This window comes from Microbacterium sp. CFH 31415 (assembly GCF_022538185.1).
GTDB lineage: Bacteria > Actinomycetota > Actinomycetes > Actinomycetales > Microbacteriaceae > Microbacterium.
Map to the genome: position 1 here is coordinate 131,718 of NZ_JAKYXC010000008.1, position 22,626 is coordinate 154,343.

Genomic DNA, 22,626 nt, shown 5'->3' on the forward strand with positions numbered 1-22,626 from the left:
ACGTTAGCGGTAACCAAACGAATGCCACCACTGTTCATCGCGTGAATGTCCAAAAGCCGCAGTCGGTGGATCGCGAATCGGCTCTAGGAATGTGAGCGGTAACGCGATACGGTGGCCCACGATGCCCGCGAACCCGCGCGGGCCGCAGGCCGCGATGACGAGGTTTGAGTTGGCGACGAAGTCCTGGCGACGCGTCGGAGTGGCGGGGGCCGCGATCGCGGCACTCGCCCTCGGCGTGCTCGCTCCCCCGGCAGCACACGCGGATCCGGTTCCGGATGACCCGAACCTGATACTGCACTACGATTTCAGCTCCCCGGGGGCGGTGACCGACATCACCGGCAACGGCAACAACGGCACGCTGCTGGGAACCGGTGCGACGGTCGCGGACGGCGTGCTGACCCTTCCCGGCGGCGCGTCGAACAGCGGCGCCGGTTACGTGCGCTTTCCGGCGAATCTGTTCGACGGCAAGGACACGCTGACGATCTCGACATGGCTGCGCAACGAGACCGCCGCGGGCAATTACGCGGCGATGTTCTTCGGCTCCGCCGCGAACCCGCCGTCGCAGTACTGGCTGCTCAATCCCCGCAACCCGCAGAGCCGCTTCAAGACGGTCGTCACCAACGGCAGCGCGCCTTCGGCGCCGTGGGGCACCGAATACGGCATCTCGCCGACCAACGCCGCGCAGGGCGTCGCGGGTCCGACGACGGGCACCGCGTGGGGCATGTACACCACGGTCATCACGCCGACCTCCATCTCGGGGTACTACAACGGCACGCACGTGGGCACCGTGGCGACCAGCCGAACGGTGACGCAGTTCGGCACCGGACTGGTCGGGTACATCGGTCGCTCCTCCTACCCGGACGTCTTCTACAAGGGCGGCGTCGACGACGTGATCGTCTCGACGTCGGCCTACACCCCCGCGCAGATCGCAGACCTCTACCACCTCAGCGAGCGCACCACGCCCGCCCAGACCCAGGCCGCCCTCGCTGCCGACGCCGACGCGGTGTCACTGCCGGATGAGACCATCGCGAACCTCGCGCTGCCGGCGAGCGGAGCGAACCTGTCACGCATCACCTGGTCGTCGTCGGCGCCCGAGGTCATCGCGGCCGACGGCACGGTCACGCGCCCCGCCGCAGGCCCGGCCGACGCGACGGTCACGCTCACGGGCACGTTCTCGCTGGGCGGCGAGACGCTCACGCGCGCGTACGAGGTCACCGTGCCCGCGATCGACGCGCAGCGCGATCTCGAGCGGAGTGCCGACGCGTTCGATCTCGGCATCGAGGTCGTCACGTCCGACATCGTGCTGCGCGACTCCATCGACGACATCGATGTGTCGTGGGCGTCGTCCGCGCCGAGCCTCCTCTCCGCGACCGGCGACGTCACGCGCCCGGTTGCCGAGACCGACGTCGACCTCACGGCGACGTTCTCGCGGGAGGGGCTGACCACCGAGCGCACCTACCGCGTGACGGTCAAAGCCCAGGACGCCGGCCGCGCCGTCGCATACGTGCGCACCGGCGGCACCGCCAAGACCGAGGTGCTCCACCTCGCGATCGGCGCCGACGGAGACCCGCTTGTCGCGCTGAACAACAACAAGGGCGTGCTCTACCCGACCTTCGGCACGGGCACCTCTCAGTTCGCGAACCCGACGCTCTTCCGCAAGCCCGACGGCACCTTCGGACTCGTCGCCGCGGACAACGCCGCCAACGGCCGCATCTTCGTCTACACGTCGAAGGACCTCGTGACCTTCACAGGTCAGAAGCTCGCGACCACCAACACGCAGGGCATCACGGTGGCACGTGCCGACGTCGCGTACGACAACGGCATCCGGGCGTACCGGGTCGTGCTGCACACGCCCGCCGGCGCTGCCTACGAAGTGACGACGCGCGACTTCACGACCTTCAGCACCCCGCAGTCGATCTCCGCTCCGGCCGCGCCGACGCTGACCGGCCTGCCGGCCGGCGCGATCGAGGCATCCGCTCTCCCCCTCACCGCCGCGGAGCTCGCGCTCCTGCAGAAGTCGCTCGGACGCATCGTGAACACCACCGTCGACGCCGGTGACGACGTCGAGGTGGAGGTGGGCGGCGACCTCGAGCTGCCCGAGAAGGTGCAGCTCGGCTACTCCGACGGCTCCTCCAAGCAGCTCGGCGTCAACTGGGACACCAGCGGCGTCGACGTGGAGACGCCCGGCGAGTACACCGTGACCGGCACCGTGAACCAGCCGGTCTACGGCGACAGCAAGGGCATCCTCGTGCCCGAGCGCGCCGACCCGTGGGTGTTCCGCGACGACGAGCGCACTGGCGAGGCGGAGTACTACCTCACCGGCTCGTACCCCACCACGCAGGCCAGCCCCGGCGTCGGCTACGACCGCATCGTGCTGCGCCGCGCGAGCACGATCAACGGCCTCACCACCGCGCAGGAGCAGGTGCTGCTGTGGTCGCGCAACGCGGCTGCACCCAACACCGCCAACGGCTCGAAGATCGCCACCGGCGCCTACCGCTACTTCTGGGCGCCGGAGCTGCACAAGATCAACGGGGACTGGTACATCCTGTTCACCTCGAGCCGCAGCACCGACGTGTGGAACATCCGCCCCGCGATCATGCGCGCGCCCGGCGACAGCGACCCGATGGTCGCGTCGAACTGGGAGGAGCTCGGGTATGTCAAGGCGGCACCCGGCGACACCTCGGCGTTCACGAGCTTCTCGCTCGACATGACGTACTTCGAGGCGAACGGCAAGCACTACATGGTGTGGGCCGAGAAGCCGGGCAGCTCCGATCTGCGCATGGCCGAGATCGACCCGGCCAACCCGAGCCAGCTGATCACGCCCTCGATCCTGCTCTCCACGCCGAACTACGCATGGGAGCGGACCGCGAGCCAGGTCATCAACGAGGGCGCAGCGGTCATCAAGAGCGACGACGAGGTGTTCGTGTTCTTCTCGGCATCCGAGGTCAACGAGACATACTCGATCGGCATGCTGCGTGCTCCGATCGACGGCGACCTCATGAAACCGTCCACGTGGGCGAAGACCGGCTATCCGCTGCTCACATCGGATGACTTCGGCGGTCAGCAGAACGGCCCCGGGCACAACTCGTTCACGCTCGACGCCGACGGCAACCCGGTGATCGTCTACCACGCCCGTCCGCCGATCTCGGAGTGGATCCCCGGTGCCGACGGCGGCCTGAACGACCCGAGTCGCCACGCCCGCGTCAAGACGGTGCACTTCGCCGCCGATGGCTCGGCGGTGCTCAACCAGACCCGAGAGGAGGAGGTGGCGCCGGCCAACCGCACGGTGTCGCTGCAGATCACCGTGGTCGGTCCGGAACTCGACGTCTCCGGGGTCGTCGCGTCCCGCTGCGTCGCCGGCAAGGTGGTGCAGGTGATCACCGTGACCAACGGCGAGGCCTTCCCGGTCACGCTGACGGCGACCAGCCCGTACGGCACGAAGGCATTCGGATCGGTCGCGGCCGGGAAGAGCGCGTCGGCCTCGTTCACCACCCGCGCCCTCGCCGTGCCCGACGGCTCGGTGGCGCTCAAGGCGGTGGCGACGGTCGGCGGCCTGCCCGTCACGGTCGACCAGCAGGTCACCTACCCCGCCGCTAGCTGCGGCTGATCCGCTGCACACGAGGGGCCGGTCCGTTCACGGCCGGCCCCTCATCGCTGCGACCATAGTGTTACCGATAACGTGCTCCTCTTGACAGCCGAACGAGCATGCCCGTACCGTAATCGCATCGGAGATGTTTCCGGTAACAGAACCCGACCGCCGTCGACATCGACGGTTTCGACCTGCGCGATGACGCACACACGCCTGAACCGACGGTGACGTCGGGCTCCGAGGCATCCCTCGCCCGTGCGCCATCGCCGAGAAGCGAGGAATCAGCGTGAGAACGCGCAAGAGAACCCGAGTCCTCGCGAGAAGCGGTGCCGTCGCCACGGCCGTCGCTCTCGCACTCACCGGCGCCGTCGCGCCCGCGGCCCAGGCCGCCGTCGACGCGCAGCCGCTCATCCACTACACGTTCGACAGCGCGTCGGGCACCACCATCCCGGATGTCAGCGGCAACGGACACGACGCGACCGTCCGCCAGAGCGGTGCCGAAGTGCGCGACGGCATCCTGAGCCTCCCCGGCGGCGCACGCGCCACCAGCGCCTACGTCGAGATCCCGTCGGCGCCGCTCGTCGGCAAGAGCGACCTCACCATCTCGACCTGGATGGCGAACCGCACCGGCCCCGCCAACGTCGCCTCGGCGTTCATCGGTGCGCCGGTCGCATCGGGCGCGTCGTACTCGTCCGGCTACTGGCTGCTGAACCCCACCAACCCGAACGGCTACGTGAAGTCGGTCGTCACGAACTCCACCAATGCGTCCGCGCCATGGGGCACCGAGATCGGTCCGGGCGCGACCAATGCCGCATCGACCGGCATCCGCACCCCCGCCGGCATGTCGCTGTACACGACGGTGATCGATGGGACGAACGGCCAGCTGCGCGTGTACGTCAACGGCGCGCTCATCGGCCAGAGCGCGATCGCGCGCAACGTCGCATCGTTCGGCTCTTCCCTGGTGGCGTACCTGGGCCGCTCGACCTACAACGACGCCAACTGGAACGGCCAGGTCGACGACTTCGCCGTCTACGGCGAGGCGTTCGACCAGGCCGAGGTGCAGGCGCTCTTCGCCGGCGAGGCGCTCGACCGCGCGATCAGCGGCGTCGAGGTGCCCGAGACGGCGATCGACGACTTCACGCTCCCCACCAGCAGCTATGGCGTGCAGGTGTCGTGGGCGTCCGACAACTCTGCGATCGCCGTCGCCGGCGGCTCGGCCGACGTCACGCGTCCGGCCGCGGGCGCGGGCGACGCGACCGTCACGCTCACCGCGACGTTCACCGTGGGGTCGGACTCGCGCACGCAGACGTACGAGGTGACCGTACCCCAGGATCTGGCCGACGACGTCAAGGCCCAGAACGATCTCGACGCGATCGAGATCGCGAACGCCGACAACATCCGCACCAACTTCTCGGTGCCGCAGACCGGCGCCGAAGGTTCGTCGATCGCCTGGGCGGTGACATCGGGAGCCGTCAACGCCGGCCTCCGCGACGGGGTCGCCGACACGTCGCTCACCGTCGAGGTCGAGCGTCCCGCGGCGGGAGCCGACGCCGCAGAGGTCGTGCTCACGGCGACGGCGACCAACGGGTCGGCGCAGCGCACGCGCGAGTTCCGCGTGCAGGTGCAGCCGATGCCCGTGGGCGCCGACGCCACCGAGGCGTACGTGTGGGCGTTCTTCACAGGTGAGGGCGCGGGCGCCGAGCGCGTCAGCCTGGCCGCGTCTAAGGGCAACGACGCGCTGGCGTGGAACACGCTGAACGACGGCGAGCCGCTGTTCACCTCGGAGCTCGGCACGAAGGGTCTGCGCGACCCGTTCATCATCCGCGCGCCCGAAGGCGACCGTTTCTACATGCTGGCGACCGACCTCAAGATCGACGGTCTGGCAGGCGGCTTCAACACCGCCCAGATCTCCGGCTCGCGCTACATCGAGGTGTGGGAGTCGGACGACCTCGTGAACTGGTCCGAGCAGCGTCACGTCAAGGTCTCGTCGGACTACGCCGGCAACACGTGGGCGCCCGAGGCGTACTGGGATGAGGAGCGCGACACCTTCGTGGTGTTCTGGGCGTCCAACCTCTACCCGACGCCGAACGCCGCAGACCGCACGGCCGTGACCTACAACCGCATGATGTACGCCACGACCGACGACTTCCGTACGTTCTCCGAGCCGCAGATCTGGAGCGACGTCCAGCGCGGCACGGGCCGCGGTCTCATCGACTCGACGGTCGCGAAGGTCGACGGCACGTTCTACCGGTTCACGAAGGACGAGGCGTCGATGACTCTCCGCGCCGAGAAGTCGACGAACCTCCTGGCGAAGATCACGGGCACACTGCCGGGCACGACGGGACCGGCCGACCAGTGGACCCTCATCAAGGAGCGCGTCGCCTCGGGCCTCCCCAACGGCGAGCCCGGCGGCACCTACTCGAGCGGCGAGGGACCGAGCGTGTTCCCGGCGAACGAGGGCGACGTAAACAACCTCGACTGGTTCCTCTTCATCGACCAGCCGAACTACCACGGCGGACCGAACTACTACATCCCGTTCGGCTCGAACGACCTCGCGAACGGCGACTCGTGGGTGCCGCTCGGCTCGAAGCTGCGGGCGAACCTGCCGCAGAACTCCGACGGCGGCAAACCGCGTCACGGCACCGTCATCCCGGTGACGCGCGCCGAGTATCAGAAGGTGCTCGAGGCGTACGCGCCGAACATCGCGGTCGCGTCGGTCGACGCCATCCAGGCGACGACCAAGGCGGGTGTCGCACCCGTGCTGCCGCAGGCGCACCTGACGAAGGCCGACGGCTCGGAGCAGACCGTCGCCGTCACGTGGGAGACCGTCGCCCCGTCGAAGTACGCCGCACCGGGCACCTTCACGGTGTCGGGCGTCGCGCAGGACGACTCGCGCATGCCGGTCGAGGCGACCGTGACGGTGGAGCCCGCGATCGAGGTCACCGTCACCGCGCAGACGCGCTGCGTCGCAGGCAAGGTCGTGTTGACGGCCGTGCTTGCGAACGGCGGCGACTCCCCCGCCGACGTGTCGGTTTCGACGCCGTACGGCGCGAAGTCCGCCACGATCGCGGCGGGCAAGACGGTGTCGTACGCGTTCACGACGCGTCTCGCATCGATCGACGCCGGCCAGGTGAGGGTGGCGGTCGTCGACGGCGACACCTCGGGCACCGTGACCGCGCAGTACGCCGTCCGCACCTGCGGATGAGTGAGCGGATGCCGCGGCCCTGAGCCGCGGTGACCGATCGGGCCCTCGGCGCAGCGCGCCGGGGGCCTCGATCGTGTCGTCGACAAGCCGGGCCGCAGCATCCCTCCTCCATGGCACGCTGGTGGAGTGACCAGGATCGCTCCCGGCGGCATCGCCGCCCCGACCCGCCGGCCCCTGATGCGGCTGCGGGCACGCCTGCTCACCGCCCTGTCGGGCGACCCGGACGGCACACCGGCGTGGGTGCGCGAGCTCGCCGAGGGCGACGACACGGGCTGGTTCGCGGAGGGCGGCCCGGCGTGGACGGTGCACGCCGGGATGGGGACCATGGTCGCCGGCATCCGCGCGCTGCTGCTGCAGGCGCTGCACCCGGGCGCCCTCGCGGGCGTGCACGACTGGTCGCGATACCGTGAGGACCCCATCGGGCGCCTCACGGGCACGGTGCGGTGGGTCATCTGCCTCACGTACGGCTCGAAGGCGCAAGCCGAGCGCGAGACCGCACGGGTCGGCCGGTTCCACCAGCGGGTGTCGGGCACCTACGTCACGGGGCACGGCGACGAGGTGTCGTACTCCGCCTCCGACGCCGATCTCGTCGAGTGGGTGCATCTCGCCTTCACCGACGCGTTCCTCACGTGCCACGAGACCTGGGGACGCCCGATCCCCGGCGGCCCGGATGCCTACGTCGCCGAATGGGCGACGGCGGGGCGGCTGATGCACGTGGCGGATCCGCCGCGCACCGAGGCCGAGCTGCGGCGCCGGCTCGACGCCCTGCTCGAGGCCGGTGTCCTGCGACGCGACGAGCGGGTCGACGACGTCGTGCGCTTCCTCCGCCGGCCGCCGTTCCGTGACTCGCGCGCGATGTCACTGGCCTACCGCGTGCTCTTCGCGAGCGCCGTGGCCACCATCCCGCACCGCTACCGCGCGCTGCTCGGCCTGCGACGCACGTGGCTGCCGGTCATCACGGCGACGCGCCTCATCCTCGCCGTCACCGAGAACGCACTCGGCTCGGGTCCCCGTGCGCAGGACTTCGCGCGCCGTCGGCTGCGCCGGCTCGAGAGAGCGGATGCCGCGGCCCGGCCCGCCACGTCGTCCGAGCCGGCCCGACCCTTCGCCGCAGGCGACTGACCAGGCACACGCAGAACGGCCCGCGATCCGAAGACCGCGGGCCGCTCCGGGAGGCGATCAGCCGCAGCTGAAAGCCGCGTAGGCGACGCTCCCCTCGTACGTGGTGTCGTCGACGGCCGAACCGGTCACCTCGACGTCGCCCCCGCCGATGCCGACGGTGCGGGTCGAGAACGCGATCGACGCGGTGCCGCCGGCCTTCACCGCGGTGAAGGTCTTCGTCCCGTACACCGACTGCACCGTGATGTCGGCCGCGACGTCGTCGATGTTCTTCACCGAGACGACGAGGGCCACCTTGCCCGCGACGCAGCGCAGCGAGATCGAGGGCTGCAGCTCGAGACCGCCGCCGACGAGCGTGGGCAGCTCGACCGTGACGTGCTGCTCGACGTTGCCCGCGGCATCCTGCGCCTGCACGTGCACGTAGCGCGGCTCCTCGGTGAGCTGGACCGAGAAGGGCTCTTCGTACGTGGCGTACATATTGTTCGTCTCGCCGGTCGGCGAGGCATCGGGGCCGTCCGACCAGACGGTGCGTGTGACGCCCGATCCCGGCTCGACGTCGGACGGCGTGAGGGTGACCGTGGCGGACGTGCCGTCGACGATGACCCAGTCGATGCCGGTGGTCGGGGCGATCGTGTCGACCTTGATGGTCTCGGATGCCTCGCCCACCGCGTCGTCCTCGCTCGTCGCCCGGGCGCTCACCGTGACCTCACCCTCGGCATCCACGGTGAACGGCTCGTCGTACGGCGTCCAGGTCTCACCGTCGACGCTGTACTCGATGCTCGCGATCGGGCTGGCCGTCTCCTCGGCGGTCACGGTGACGGTCGGCGCGGTCGTGTACCAGCCCGACCCCTGCGGGGCGGAGTCGAACTCGATGGCGACGATCGGCTCGGCCTGGGTGAGCGGCTCGACGACGAACACGGTCGCGACCGCGCCGGGAGCGTAGCCGGCGACCGCGCCCTCGATGTCGAAGATCGCGTCGGCCTCGGCGTAGAGCTCGGGCTCGACGGCATCCCACTCGACGTCGACAGCGCTGCTCGCGGTGCCGTCGCCGTAGGTCGCGCGCACCGTCTCGGGCAGCACGGGCTCGATGCCCGGCGTCGTGATGGTGGCGGTGTAGTCCACGCCTTCGATCTCGTCGGACAGCTCGTCGGCGACGTACACCGCGGCCGAGACGGTCTGGCCGTCGTAGCCCGCGGGATCGCCCACGACCTCGAATTCGCCGGCGTCGGCGTAGGCGGATGCCGCGACCGGCGCCCACTCTACGTCGACGTACGTCAGCGGGCCGTTCTCACCGATGACCCAGACCTGCTCGGGCAGCTCGGGCGCTGTGCCCGTGACCGTGCGCACGGCCACCGCCTGCGCGTCGATGAACGCGTTCGGATCCTCGGGCTCGGGCTCGACGATCGGGGCATCGACACCCCAGACCTCCCACTCGATGACGCTCGTGGCCTTGCGCTGGCTCTGGAAGACGACACGGTCGAGCACGAGCCGGACCGCTGTCGTGGTGACTGCGTCCCAGTTCGCCTGCACCACCGGCTGCGAGGCGATGGGTGCAGCGGTGTCGAGCACGGGGAGCGGGTAGCTCAGATCCGCGCCTGTAACGGGGGCCCAGTCGCCCGCGCTGTCGCGGTACTCGACCTTCCACGCGGCCGGGATCATCACGCCGGAGTCACCGCCGGGCGTGAGGTGGTTCTGCCAGAGGTAGAGCTTCGACGAGCTCACCGTGACCGGGTTCTCCCACGTGTAGGTGGCGATGTCCTGCGTCGGATTGCCCGGCGCGCCCCAGGTTCCCCACATCGCGGACAGCGTGTTGGTCGGACCGACGACGCCGTTGTTGAGCGCCGCTGCCGAGTTCCAGCCCGGCACGTAGCTCACCTCGACGGTCGGCGCGTTGTCGCCCGACGCGAGCGCCACGTTGAACGGCTCGTCAGCGGCGGTCGCGGGGAACGCGATCGCCGCACCGCCGGCGACGAGCGCCACGGCGGCTGCCACCGCGACCGCGATCCTCCTGACACCGGGGCGACCGGTGCGGCCGGAGCGGAGCGTGCGCATGGATGTCCCTTCGATCGTCGTCATGTCAGTTGCCCCCGTCGATCGGCGCACGTCCTGCGGCGAGGAGGATCTTCTGGCGGTTGCGCGCGGTGAGGAGACCGGCGGCGACGTACGCCGCCGACACCTCTCCGACGGCGCCCAGGAAGGCGCCCCGATCGGCGAACGGCGCCTGCGCCCACACGTCGTCGAGCAGCGTCCTGCCCGCCCGACGCGGGTTCGCGACCCCCGAGCTCTGGCCCGCGAAGGTCACCGTCGGCTCGTTGCGCTGGAAGTACATGTGGTACGCGACATCCCGTCCGTTGTAGGCCGGCTCGTAGCTGACGCCGCCGATCGTGAACACGTTCGCCGCCGTCTTCGAGATGCCACGGCTCACGTTGCCGCCGAGGTCGAGCCGGTCTGCGAGCGACACCTTCAGGTAGCTCGTTGACGAGCTCGTCGCCGTGAGGACCACGGGACCGTACAAGAGCGTCTGGATGTCGGTGCGGTCGACCGCCGCCTCCACGCGCACCGAGAGCGGGATGCGCACGGTGATCGTGTCGCCGGCCACCCAGGTGCGGTCGATCGTGGCGTACGTGCCGGGCACGATCTCCACGCCCGCGGAGGAGCCGTTCACCTCGATCTCGACACCGCGCGACCACACCGGGATGCGCAGGTGCACCTTCAGCGGATCCGACGGCGCCGACGTGATCGTGAGCGTCGACGTGTCGCCCTCGGGGTACGACGACACCTGCTCCAGCTCGAGTCCGGTCTCGTCCCACGTGAGCGTTGAAGCGATGTAGAGGTTCACATAGAGCTCGGACTCGTCGGCCGACCGGAAGTAGATACCCTCCTGGTACTTGACGTGGCTCTCGAGGCCGGTGCCGCCGCAGCAGGTTCCGATGTTGCCGTTGCCGTACTCCTTGCGCGCCCCCGGATGCACCGGGAACATGTACAGGTTCTCGGGACCGTTGGTGGACTCCTGGTTGCGCCGGCCGCCGAGGATGTGGTTCAGCACCGTCCGCTCGTAGTAGTCCATGTACTTCGGGTCCTGCTCGTTGAAGAACAGGTGGCTCGCGACCTTGAGCATGTTGTAGGCCGCACAGGACTCGGCGTTGCGCGGGCCGATGTCGCCCGCGACCGTGTTCGCCGGGCCCCACAGCTCGCCCTCGCCGGTGCCGCCGTGCGCGTAGGAGCGGCCGGGGACCACCATGTCGAAGAAGCCCTTCGCGGCATCGAGGAAGTGGTCGTCGCCGGTCTCGGCGGCGAGCTTCACGTACCCGGGGAACTGCGGGATGTGCTGGTTCGCGTGCTTGCCGTTGAGCGTGTCGGTGCCGGCGGCGCACGCGTCGACGAGGGTGTGCAGCGTGAAGAGCTGGGCCGCGTCGAGGAACTCGCTCTTCTGCGGGTCGGCGGAGCGCCAGTACAGCTCGACGAGGACCTCGTTCATTCCGCCGTACTCGCCGGCGATGTACGAGCCCCACATGCGCGCGAGCTGGGCGGGCGTGCACTTCGACAGACGGCTGTACACCCAGTGCCCGATGCCCTCGGCGAGCTGCAGGGCCTTCGCGTTGCCGGCGAGCGCGTGGGCGTCGAGGAGTCCGGCGAGGATCTTGTGCAGCGTGTAGTACGGAGCCCAGATCTCGCCATAGGGGGCGAACTCCTCGAGCGCCGAGAACTGCCACTCGCCGTAGGCGGACAGGAACCCGGGGTGCGAGTAGCGCGGAGCGCCCTCGAACTCCTGGGCGGCGAGCGCCGCGCGGCACTCCTCCAGGCCGTCGACGATCGCGTTCACCTTGTTGAGCAGTGCGAGTTCGCCGGTCGCCGCGTAGGCCATGGAGACGCCGCTGAGGAAGTGACCGCCGTAGTGGCCGCGCAGGCAGCCGCCGGCTCCGGCCGTGTTCTGGCCGCGGGTGTACTCACGGGGCCCCCACCGCTGCGCGTCGGGGTTGGGTCCGTACTCCTCCCAGCCGCCGGGAGGGGTCGCGCCGTTCGTCGGGAGACCGGCGTTGCGGCGGAAGACCGCGAGGATCTTGTCGACCGAGTACGCCCGGTAGAGCACGAGGTGCTGATCGAGGGCGCGGGTGAACACGCTCTGCCCGAGCTTCACCGATGACAGCGGAAAGGGTCGGACGCTCCAGGCGTCCGGGTACACGTGCGTCTGCCCGGCGCGCACCACCTGTGCCGATCGGGCCGGTCCGGCCAGGCGGAAGGGGGCCCCGTTCCTGTGTGCGGACGTGGACGCGCGTGCCTGCGTCGGGTCGAGCAATGCCACGGCGGCGGCCATGCCGGCGAGCGCGACACCTCCACCGACGACGACGTTGCGACGCGAGATTCCAGATTCGGATTCGGGTGTCATGATCGTGACCTCCTCGTACACGGATCGAAGTGATGCGAAAAGCCTTTCGGGAGCATCACGTTCGACGATAGCGCTAACAGTTAGCGAGAACAATGGCGAGTCGAGGCAGGCTTGCCAACCCGCACGGGGGTGCGCACATCCGGTGCGCACGCCCGGAGGCGACGTCGCGAGCGACGCCGCCTCCAGGGTGTCGCGTCAACCGCAGGATGCTGCCGGGTAGGCCGCCTCCACGGTGGCGGTGTCGCCACCCGCCGTCGTGGCCGTCACCTGCGTCTCGCCTGCCGCGATGCCGATGGCGCGGGTGGTGAACGCCTGGCTCACCGACTTTCCGGGCTGCACCGTGACGCCCTTCTTCGTGCCGTACGCCGAGGTCAGCTCCAGCGTGAGCGGCTCGTCGTCGGCGTTGGTGGCGGTGACCACCAGGCTGATCTTGCCGGCGATGCAGCGCGTCGTCGCCGTCGCGGTGATGGCCGGTCCGGTCGGAATCCCGTCACCCACGGTGAGGGTGAGCGTGGTCGACGTGGTGCCCGCGGTGCTCACGTACGACGGAAGCACGAGGTCACCTCGGATCGTGTAGACGCCCGATCGCTCGACCACCGACTCGTCGAAGTCCCACTCGACCCCGATCGCGCGGTTGTCGCGAGAGCCGTCGTTGTACGACACCTCGACCCGCTCCGGGAGCACGGGCAGCTCGCCGACCTCGACGGTCTGCTCGAACTGCTGCGCACCCTGGATCGAGATGCCGCCCTGCGAGTTCTCGGGCCGCACGTAGATCTGCGCCTGGGCGATCAGCCCGTTGGCACTGTTCGTGCCGTACACGACGAACGGCTCCACGTTGGTCTCGGCCACCTGCTCGGCCGTGATCGGCTGCCACGTGAACGGCACCGAGCCGCGGTGGCCGCTCGCGTAGACCACATCCAGCTGCTCGGGCAGCTCGGGGATCTCGCCGACCACCGTGCGGATGATGACGGGCGCGTCGACCGACGAGACGGTCTCGCCGTTCACCCGCCACCGCAGCACGCCCGTGCCTGCGCCGGAGCCCTGCACGCCCGTGATCCGGATGCGCAGCTGGCTCGCCTCGATCGGCTCGAAGTCGAGTCGGTTGTATGCGTTGCGTGTGAGCGCGCCGGCGTAGGTCGACGACCCGGTCAGGGTGACCGGCGTCCACGTGGTGCCGTCGTTCGAGTGCTCGAGCACGTACGTGTCGGGGCGCGGCATCCGTGTTCCGCCGTTGTCGTCGTACCAGTAGATCTCGGTCGACTGCAGACGGACCGCGGACGGCCACTGATAGCGGATCCACGCCGCGGTCGCCGGCGAGGTGCCGTTCAGCGGCTGACCCCAGTTGCCCCACCCGTTGCCCGCACCGGGCGAGGAGCTCGCCGGAGTCGTGGCCTCGTTCACGCGCAGGTGGTTCTCCCACGAGGAGGTGCCGCTGGTGGTGATCGTCGCCACCGCGCCGAACTCGGCCGACGTGGCCTTCTCGCGCAGCTCGACCTCCACGTCGCGCTGCGTCGTGAGCTGGCCGTCCGTGGCGGTGAGGCGGAAGACGTAGACGCCTGCCTCGGTTCCCGTGACGGTCGTGGTGAGGCTCGCCGGGCTGCTGAAGATGACCCCCGCCCCGGCCGGCGCCGAGACGGTCGACCATCCGACCGTCAGCGTGCCGTCCTCGGGGATGCCGTCGTCGGTCGCGGTGCCGGTGAGGGTCGTCGACAGGTTGCCGTCGCGCGAGCGGTCCGCTGCGGCCGAGACGACGGGAGCGTCGTTGACCACGGCGGGCACGTCGCGCCCGGAGTCGAAGACCTGGATCTCGGAGATCGCGGTGTACTTCGTGGGCGTGTTGACGAACGCGACCCGCACCTTGCTGGCCGTCACCGGCTCGAACAGCGCCTCGTTGAACTTCGCCTGCACGATCTTGGGCGCCTTGAACGTGTCGGGGATGGTCTCCCAATCGCCCGATCCGTTCTGCACCTGGACCGAGTACCGCTGCGGCTGGCTGTAGCCGCCCGCCTGCCGGTCGCTCACGAACCAGACCTTGACGTTGTCGAACTGCTTCGGCGCTCCGAAGTCGAGCTCCACGTAGCCGTTCGCGTCCGTCGTGCCGTAGTTGCCCCAGTAGGGCTCGTTCGTGGTGAGACCGTCCGACACCGCGTCGAGCGACACGGGCCGCTCGGCCTCGCTGATCGCGCCCGGCGTGTAGTTCATCGAGCTCGTCGAGTAGCCCGGCGTGTGGAAGTTGCGCCACGGCGTCGGGCGCGCCCCCGTCTGCGTGAACGATGACGACAGCGCCGCGCCGGCGGCGAGGTTGGGGGCGTCCTCCTCGAGGTCGATGCCGGCCGTCTTGAGGTACTCGACGACACGCTCGTCCTCGATGGGGGTCCCGGCAGCGGTCGGCAGGTCGGCGCCCTCGTCGGAGACGACCTCGACAGTGAGCCCCTCGTCGGACTCCACGACCTCGTGGGAGGCGGGGTCGTAGACGAACCGGCCGAGACCATCAGCGGCAGCCTTGCGCTCGCCGTCGATGAACAGGCTGTAACCCTCGCCGAGACCGTAGTGCGAGCCGTCCTCGTCCCACACGATCGTCAGGTCGTGCCCGTGGTAGCGCAGGTTGTTGACCATGAAGTGGTCGTAGCCCAGATCGATCGGCCAGAGCTCCACCTTGTCGTCGGACCGCGGCTGGATGCCGCCCATGTCCTCGACGTAGATGTAGTTCATGTTGCCGAGCATCACGTGGTTGGGGTTGTTGCGGTTGTACGTCTTCGCCGTCGCGTTCCAGTTGGAGTAGTACTCCGCCTGGTTCGCCACCCGCGCATCACCGCTGGGGTAGATGCTCCACGCCATCCAGTCGAGCAGCCGGGCAGCGTACTCGGGGGTGATGTACTTGCCCTCCGGGTCGTAGTGGCGCAGCGCCTCTCGCACGGCCCGGTACTGCACCGTGAAGTTGATGTTGGAGAAGTTGTTCGACCCGCCGATCCCGAACTTGGCGCGGTCGTACTGGTTCGCCGTGTAGAAGGGGAAGATCGGGAAGTTGTCGCCGTAGCGGAGGAACCGCAGGCCGTCGACGTAGGTCTCGGCGTCCTCGGTCGGGATCAGGCCCTCGGCGTAGATGTCGAACAGGTTCGACTCCTTCGCCGGGATCAGATCGCGCTCAGCCGCCGACAGCGGATTGGTCCCGCTGCCCGAGGACGGAGCCGACTGCGCCCCGTGCGAAGTGCCCGCGAGGAACGACCGCATCTCGGTGCTCCACAGCCGTCCGAGGATGGCGTCGCGGATGTCGTCCGCGGTGTCGCCCATCTCGGTGACCTTCGCCTCGTCGGCGCCGGCGATGTCGTAGAGCTGACGCGCGGCGTCGAACGCACCCCACACGTAGGCGGACTCGGGGCGCTCGATCGTGCGGGCACCGGGCGCGGAGGCGTTCACCCGCGGGTAGCCGAACGTGATCGCATCGGAGTCGTTGCCGGGCATGTAGTTCGTGTCGTAGGCGATGAGCAGATCGTCGTTGCCGTCGTAGTGCTCGAGCTGGCCCACGCCGTCGCCCTCGAAGTAGCGGGCGAATCGCTCGGCCACATCGGCGCCGCCGCCGTGCACGTTGTAGGCCTCGAGCCCTGCCGTGCCGATGTACTGCGAGTAGTGGTTGTTCCAGCTCGTGTGCCCGGGGCTGTCCAGGAACGCCGAGGAGCCCGAGAGTTCGCCGACGTTGAGGATCTGACCGTACGGGAGGTACGGCGTGCGGATCCACTTGGTGTCCTGCAGGTGCATCGGCTGCGTCAGCACGACCGAGTTCTGGTACAGGTTCACGCCCTCGATGGTGGTGGGGTACTGGTACACGTAGCCCGCCTCGTTGGTGTCGAGCACGTTGTAGCGCTCGCCCCACCAGCGGTAGACGATGGCTTTCTCGATCGCGTCGCTGGGGACGTCGATGTAGGGGATGTCCTCTGCCCAGCGGCGGTTGAACTCCGTCACGCCGGTTGTGAACGCCTCGGCGGGTGCGAGGTCCGCGTACTCCTCGAGCTCCTCGCGGCCGGCGGGCATGCCGTCGCTGTAGAGGGCGCCGACGACCGAGATGTCGACCGAGCCGCCCGCAGGAACGGTGACCTCGCGGTCGAGGTTCGCGCCCGCGCGTGCGAAGCCGTCTGCCTTCAGCCCGATCCGCACGGTGGACCAGGGCGTGTCGACCAGTCCGTTGTTCGCGCCGCTGGTGAGCGTGCGTGTGCCGACGAGCTCGTCGGCCGCGTCCCCCGCGCCGGTCGCCAGCGGCGAAGCCGCGCGGACGGTGAACGTCCGTGCCTCGGCGCCCGGGTTCGAGAACGTGATGACCGTGACCGCCGCGTTCTCGTGCGTGATGAACTTCCGCTGGTCGGCGACCACGCCCGTGGAGCCGATCGTGTAGCGCGACTTCGCATGGCTCGGCGCATTGAACCGCTGGGCGCCGACCTCGGCGACCGTCTGGCCGGGAACGGCGACGGTGTAGAAGTTGCCGAGGTTGTTCGGGCCGCCGGCGAACGCCGAACCCGCGAAGCCCATGACGCCCCAGTTGCTGCCGCCGCGCATGTACAGCGAGCGGCCGCGCGTCTGCAGCACGGTGTTGTTCGCCGTGCCCGACACCCCGAGGACGCGGTCGAGGTAGTAGTCGGCACCTCCGGCGGCGAGGTCCTTGTCGAAGATGCGGCCGTGCATGCTGCCGGCCGTCCAGTCGACGCCCGGAGCCAGCTTCTGAGCGACCTCGTCGACGTTCAGATACGTCGGGTCGCCGATGTCCATCGAGTCGGTCTGCCCGTTCGTGTACACCCCGATGTCGGACTCGTTGCCGGGGATGACGTCTGCCGAAGCGGCCGTCGGCGCCAGCGCCATCGTGGTGACCGTGAGGGCGCATATCGCCGCTCCGGCTACGGATCTTCTCCAGTTCACAGGCGACATCGCCCATCCTCTCCATTGGGGAACCAGGTGACTCGGCAGGTCGCACCAGGACGGGATTCCGCGTTTCCGCGAGTCGGGCCACAGTAAATCAGCCGTGGTGCGATTCCGCAATCCTTTTCGATGATTTCGAAACGGGCCAGACCGTCGCGAGGACTGCAATGCTGGACGCATGCGCATCGCTCTCACCGGCTCGACCGGCAAGCTCGGAACCGTCGTCGCCAGCGAACTCCGCGAAGCCGGATACGACGTCATCGGCATGGATCTCGTCGGTACGCGGGGCCCGTCGTTCGTCCAGGTCGACCTCACCGACTACGGCCAGGTGATCGACGCGTTCGGCGGCGTGGGCGACCGCCACGACGGCATCGACGCCGTGGTCCACCTCGGTGCGATCCCGGCCCCCGGCATCCGCTCCGACATCGCCACCTTCCACAACAACATGACGGCGACGTTCAACGTGTTCTGGGCGGCCGTGCGTCTCGGCATCCGTCGCATCGTCTACGCATCGAGCGAGACCGTCCAGGGGCTCCCCTTCGACGTTCCGCCGCCCTACATCCCGGTCGACGAGGCGTACCCGCCGCGTCCCGAGTCGGTGTACTCGCTCGTCAAGACGCTCGAGGAGCAGCTCGCGGTGGAGCTCGTCCGGTGGCATCCCGACCTCTCGATCACCGGGCTGCGCTTCTCGAACGTGATGGTGCCCGAGGACTATGCCGAGTTCCCCTCGTTCGACTCCGACGCGCTCCTGCGCAAATGGAATCTGTGGGGCTACATCGACGCGCGGGACGGCGCGCAGGCGGTGCAGCGCGCGCTCGAGGTCGCTCCGGCCGGGTTCGACCAGTTCATCATCGCGGCCGCCGACACGGTCATGTCCCGGCCCAACGCCGAGCTCATCGCCGAGGTCTTCCCGGGCGTCGAGGTGACCGGCGACGTGGGCGAACACGACACCCTCCTGTCGATCGCGAAGGCCCGGCGCCTGCTCGGCTACGAGCCGCGGCACTCCTGGCGCGACCACGTCGGCTGACGTCGCGACCCCGGGTCTCCCCCGCCCGCCTGCTCCCGTGCCGTCGTAGGCTCGAAAGGAGACCCGGAGGCGCGCGATGACCGAAGATCCCCGGGTGGCCGCCGCCCGCTACCGCCAGGAGCGACAGTCGGAGGATGCGGACGCCGCCGCCCACCCCGACGAGGAGCGCGCGTCCGCGGCGCGCGCCATCGATCGGGCCGCCTACGTCGAGACCGCGCTGCAGCAGGCGATCCGCCGGGGCGACTTCGACGACCTCCCCGGCGCGGGCAAGCCGATCCCCGGTCTGGGCGATAACCACGACCCGGACTGGTGGATCCGCCGCAAGATCGAGTCCGAGCAGCTCAGTGGGCTGGGCCCGCCCGCGCTCATGCTGCGCGTGGAGGACGCCGAACTCGAGGACCGCCTCGACCTGCTGCGGAGCGAGTCCGAGGTGCGCGACGCGGTCGAGGACTTCAACCGCCGTGTCATCGAGGCGCGGCGGCAGCTGCTCGGAGGCCCGCCGGTGGTGACCTCGACGCGAGAGGTCGACGATGAAGTGGCGGCGTGGAGGACGCGACGCGAGACGAGGGCGGAGGAGATGGATGCTGCGTCCCCGCCGCCCGAGACCCGCCGGCGTCTCTGGCGCCCGAGGGGCCGCTGACGCAGCCTGCGCCCTTCCCTTTCGGCGACGCAACGTCGGAGATTCCGGCCGACACGCCGTTCGGCGAGCTCCCCCTCCGGTGTGTCGGGCAAAGTCTCCGATTCTGTGCGCCGCCGGGCGGTGTGCACCGGGGGCTCAGCGCCGGGGCCGCCGGGGCGCTCAGCGCCGCGGGATGGTCGAGCCGCGGATGACCAGGCGCACCGGCGAGTGATGCTCGCCGCTGCCGATGTCGACGCCGTCGATCGCGTCGAACACACGCTGCGCCGCCTGACGTCCGAGCATCTGCAGGTTCGCGTCGATGCTGGTGAGCTCGGGGCGCGAGTTCGTCGACAGCACCTCCCAGTTGTCGTACCCGATGACGGCGAGGTCGTCGGGCACCCGGCGGCCGAGGTCGCGCGCCGTGTCGAGCACGCCGCGCGCGATCTGGTCCGAGCCGCAGAAGATCGCGTCGACGTCGGGATGACGCTCGAGCAGCATGGCCGCGGCATCCCTCCCCCAGTGCTCGGTCCACTCCGAGAACATCGGCTCGCCCACGAGCGACAGCCCGGCGGCCTCGAGTCCTGCTCGGGCGCCGGCCAGGCGATCCTGCGCGGCGGCGTAGGCGGGGTCGCCGGTGATGTGGGCGATGCGGGTGCGACCGCACGCGAGGAGGTGCTCGACGGCGAGCCTGCCGCCGGAGTAGTTGTCGGGAGTGAGGGAGAGGTCGCGCGGATCGTCGGACGGCGCGTAGGCGTAGACGACGGGAACCGGCAGCTCCTGACCGAGCGACGGCCGAGGGTCGGTCTGCCGGCCGACGACGATGATCCCATCGACCCGGCGACTGAGCAGAGCCTTGAGGTGGTGCTGCTCGCGGATCGCGTCACCGCGGGCGTCGCAGAGGAAGACGTTGATCTGCCCCGCCCCGAAAGCGTCTTCGGCACCCATCAGGATCGGGATCATGAAGCGGCCCTCGAGGTCACTCGTGAGGAGGCCGACGGTGCCGGTGCGTCCTGCGAGGAGGCCCTTGGCCATGGCGTTCGGGGTGAAGGCGAGCTCATCGGCCGCGCGCAGCACGCGCTGCCGCGTGGCGACGGCGACATCGTCGCGGTTGTTCAGCGCTTTCGAGGCCGTTGCGACGGAGACTCCCGCACGCTTGGCCACGTCACTGAGGGTCGCGGCGCGCGACCCGGTGTCACTCGTTGTCACGTCGACCTCCTTCTGCGGAAACGTTATCGGAGGGGGTACTTGACCCTCCGACAGAACACACGATAGCGTGCCGAAAGGGATTTCGTAGATTTCGATTCTCACTCCCCACCAACGCAGCGGTGCCGGCCTGGGCCGGCGTCATCCGCTCGAAGAAGAGCTAAAGGAGACAGTTGCATGTTCACCACCCGACGCCGTGCCGCACTGCGTGCAGCCACGGCCTTCGTCGCTGCGGGAGCCCTCGTCGGAGGCCTCACCGCTTGCGCCGGCGGCAGCGACACCCCCACTCCCGCCGAGTCGATCCCCGCCGAGGGCGTGGATGACGGCTCGACGCTGACGCTGTGGACGCGTGCTCCGATGGAAGCACAGGCGAACCTGCTCGTCGACGCCTACAACGCCTCGCACGAGAACCAGGTCGAGCTGACCGTGGTCCCCAACGACGACTACGTCGCGAAGGTCGGCGCGGCCGCCGGCTCGGGCGGACTGCCCGACCTGTTCGCCGCCGACATCGTGTACGTGCCCAACTGGGTGCAGCAGGGCCTGTTCGCCGACATCACCGAGCAGATCGACGGCCTCGACTACAAGGACACCATCAACCAGGGCCACCTGAGCGCCGGCACCTACGAAGGCGCCGAGCACGTGCTGCCGTTCGTCCTCGATCTGTCGATGCTGATGTGGAACAAGGAGCTGTTCGCCGAGGCGGGCCTCGACCCCGAGAAGGCCCCCGCCTCCCTCGCGGAGTTCGCCGACGCCGCCAAGGCGGTCCAGGACCTGGGCAAGGACGGCGTGTCGGGGACCTCCACCGGTCTGAACTGCGGCGGATGCCTCGTCTTCACGTGGTTCCCCTCGATCTGGGCATCGGGCGACGAGGTCATGAACGACGACGGCACCGAGGCGCTGCTCGCCAGCGACACGGCCAAGGAGGTCTACTCGACCTGGCAGGACCTCGAGTCGTACGGCGCGGTCGCGCCCGGTTCGGCCGACGAGACCGGCGCCACGTGGGTCGCCGGCTTCCAGGAGGGCAAGGTCGGCGTCATGCCCTACCCCGCCACGCTCCTCCCGGCCCTCGACTTCGACGCGGGCGTCGCGGGCATTCCGGGCGTCGACGGCGGCGAGTCGACGTTCGTCGGCGGCGACGGCATCGGCATCTCGAAGGACTCGAAGCTGTCGGCCCAGGCGTGGAACTTCCTCTCCTGGATGATGTCGGAGGAGACCCAGGTCCAGGTGCTGGCGAAGGCAGGCAACGCGGTCTCCCGCTCCGACCTCGCCGACAACGAGTACGCGGCGGAAGACCCGCGTCTCGTGACGATCAACGAGGTCGCGGCGATGGGCGACACCCCGGTCGCGCTGAACTTCCAGCAGGCGTACAACGCGCCCGGCAGCCCGTGGATCACACTGGTGCGCAACGCCGTCCTCGGAGACGGCGCGGCCGTCGACGCCGACAACGACGAGATCACCGCGATCCTCAGCCAGTAACCCACTCGCCGGCGGGGGGGGGGGCGGGGGGCGCCCCCCCCCCCCCGGCGGGACCCCCCCCCGCGGATTGGGGGGCCAGGCCCCCCCCCCCACCCCCCCGGCTCCTTTCCCCCAAGGAGCGATGTCGTGGCCCTCACCACCACCGCACGTACTCTCCGCCGCGCGCGGCCGCGGAGCCCGCTGGGCGGCCCTGTCCAGGGCTGGCTGTACGCGGCACCCACAGCCCTCTTCGTCGTGGCGCTGTTCCTGATCCCCCTCCTGCTCGTCCTGCAGATGTCGGGATCCGACTGGCCGCTGCTACGCGGCAACCTCGGCTGGAACCTCCCCGAGAACTACGTCGACGCGGTGGACCACCGTCTCTTCTGGGACTCGATCCGCTTCACACTCCAGTACACGCTCATCACGACGGTGCTCCTCATCGGGCTGGGTCTCGGCCTGGCACTTCTGGTTCAGGAGTCGACCGCCTGGAAGGGGTTCCTGCGGACGTCGTTCCTCATCCCCAGCGCTCTCGGCCTCGCCTCGGCATCCCTCCTCTTCTACGTGCTCTACTCGCCGTTCGCGGGCCCGTTCGCCGATCTCATGCAGACGTGGGGCTTCACGTTCCTCGGCACGCCGGAGGGCGCGCTCTGGTCGACCGTGTTCCTGATCGTGTGGCGGTACGCCGGCTTCTACATGCTGCTCATGCTCGTCGGGCTCCAGGGCATCCCCGATGACGTCTTCGAGGCGGCGCGCATCGACGGCGCCTCGCGCTGGCAGACCTTCCGGCACATCACCGTGCCGCTGCTGCGCCCCACGTTCGCGCTGACGATCGTGCTCTGCGTGACCGGTTCGCTCCTGGCGTTCGACCAGTTCTACATCCTCACCAAGGGCGGGCCGGACAACAGCACCATGACGATCGTCCAGCTGATCTACAACATCGCCTTCCAGGGCCAGAACAACCTCGGGATCGCCGCGGCGCTCTCGGTGATCGTGCTGCTGGCCCTGATCGTCATCAACGTCGTGCAGCTGCGCGCGTTCAACCGACCCGAGGAGGAGTGACGTGACCCTCACCGACACGACCTCGACCCGCACCATCGTCGCGCCGCGGCTGAGGGGC

11 protein-coding genes are annotated in these 22,626 nt (G+C 69.5%); 7 read left to right on the forward strand and 4 right to left on the reverse strand.

Features of this window, described 5'->3' with window-relative positions; all coding sequences use genetic code 11:
* Positions 1-121 precede the first annotated feature (121 nt).
* The 3 genes from MK786_RS10540 to MK786_RS10550 all read left to right on the forward strand — a co-directional run bounded on the left by MK786_RS10540 (position 122) and on the right by MK786_RS10550 (position 7,916).
* Positions 122-3,607, forward strand: a complete 3,486-nt coding sequence (locus MK786_RS10540) for a family 43 glycosylhydrolase (protein WP_241112189.1) — start codon at positions 122-124, stop codon at positions 3,605-3,607.
* Between the two features lie 268 nt (positions 3,608-3,875).
* Positions 3,876-6,794, forward strand: coding sequence for an immunoglobulin-like domain-containing protein (locus MK786_RS10545; protein WP_241112190.1), 2,919 nt, complete (start codon positions 3,876-3,878; stop codon positions 6,792-6,794).
* A gap of 177 nt (positions 6,795-6,971) precedes the next feature.
* Positions 6,972-7,916 carry an oxygenase MpaB family protein gene (locus MK786_RS10550; protein ID WP_241112225.1) on the forward strand — a complete coding sequence of 315 codons (945 nt, stop codon included), beginning with the start codon at positions 6,972-6,974 and terminating at the stop codon, positions 7,914-7,916.
* A gap of 57 nt (positions 7,917-7,973) precedes the next feature.
* Here the strand turns inward: MK786_RS10550 and MK786_RS10555 are convergent, their stop codons facing one another.
* The 3 genes from MK786_RS10555 to MK786_RS10565 form a co-directional block, all read right to left on the reverse strand.
* A complete protein-coding gene (locus MK786_RS10555) occupies positions 7,974-9,965 on the reverse strand; it encodes an OmpL47-type beta-barrel domain-containing protein (RefSeq protein WP_241112191.1) in 1,992 nt (663 codons plus the stop codon).
* A gap of 25 nt (positions 9,966-9,990) precedes the next feature.
* Complete coding sequence (locus tag MK786_RS10560; RefSeq protein ID WP_241112192.1) at positions 9,991-12,300, reverse strand: glycoside hydrolase family 127 protein; 2,310 nt, start codon at positions 12,298-12,300, stop codon at positions 9,991-9,993.
* Positions 12,301-12,495: 195 nt separating this feature from the next.
* Entirely contained in the window at positions 12,496-17,214 is a 4,719-nt protein-coding gene (locus tag MK786_RS10565; RefSeq protein WP_241112193.1) for an Ig-like domain-containing protein, read from the reverse strand.
* A 169-nt stretch (positions 17,215-17,383) separates the two neighbouring features.
* On the opposite strand from MK786_RS10565, the gene MK786_RS10570 reads away from it, so the two are divergent.
* Entirely contained in the window at positions 17,384-18,232 is an 849-nt protein-coding gene (locus MK786_RS10570; protein WP_241112194.1) for an NAD(P)-dependent oxidoreductase, read from the forward strand.
* A 76-nt stretch (positions 18,233-18,308) separates the two neighbouring features.
* Positions 18,309-18,872, forward strand: a complete 564-nt coding sequence (locus MK786_RS10575) for a DUF1992 domain-containing protein (RefSeq protein WP_241112195.1) — start codon at positions 18,309-18,311, stop codon at positions 18,870-18,872.
* A 159-nt stretch (positions 18,873-19,031) separates the two neighbouring features.
* Here the strand turns inward: MK786_RS10575 and MK786_RS10580 are convergent, their stop codons facing one another.
* Positions 19,032-20,057: a LacI family DNA-binding transcriptional regulator gene (locus tag MK786_RS10580; RefSeq protein ID WP_241112196.1), complete on the reverse strand. Its 1,026-nt coding sequence runs from the start codon at positions 20,055-20,057 to the stop codon at positions 19,032-19,034.
* 174 nt (positions 20,058-20,231) lie between these two features.
* Between MK786_RS10580 and MK786_RS10585 the strand changes: the two genes are divergently transcribed.
* Together MK786_RS10585 and MK786_RS10590 are read left to right on the forward strand one after the other, a co-directional pair.
* Entirely contained in the window at positions 20,232-21,530 is a 1,299-nt protein-coding gene (locus tag MK786_RS10585) for a sugar ABC transporter substrate-binding protein (RefSeq protein ID WP_241112197.1), read from the forward strand.
* Positions 21,531-21,656: 126 nt separating this feature from the next.
* A complete protein-coding gene (locus MK786_RS10590; protein ID WP_241112198.1) occupies positions 21,657-22,568 on the forward strand; it encodes a carbohydrate ABC transporter permease in 912 nt (303 codons plus the stop codon).
* Positions 22,569-22,626: the final 58 nt, after the last annotated feature.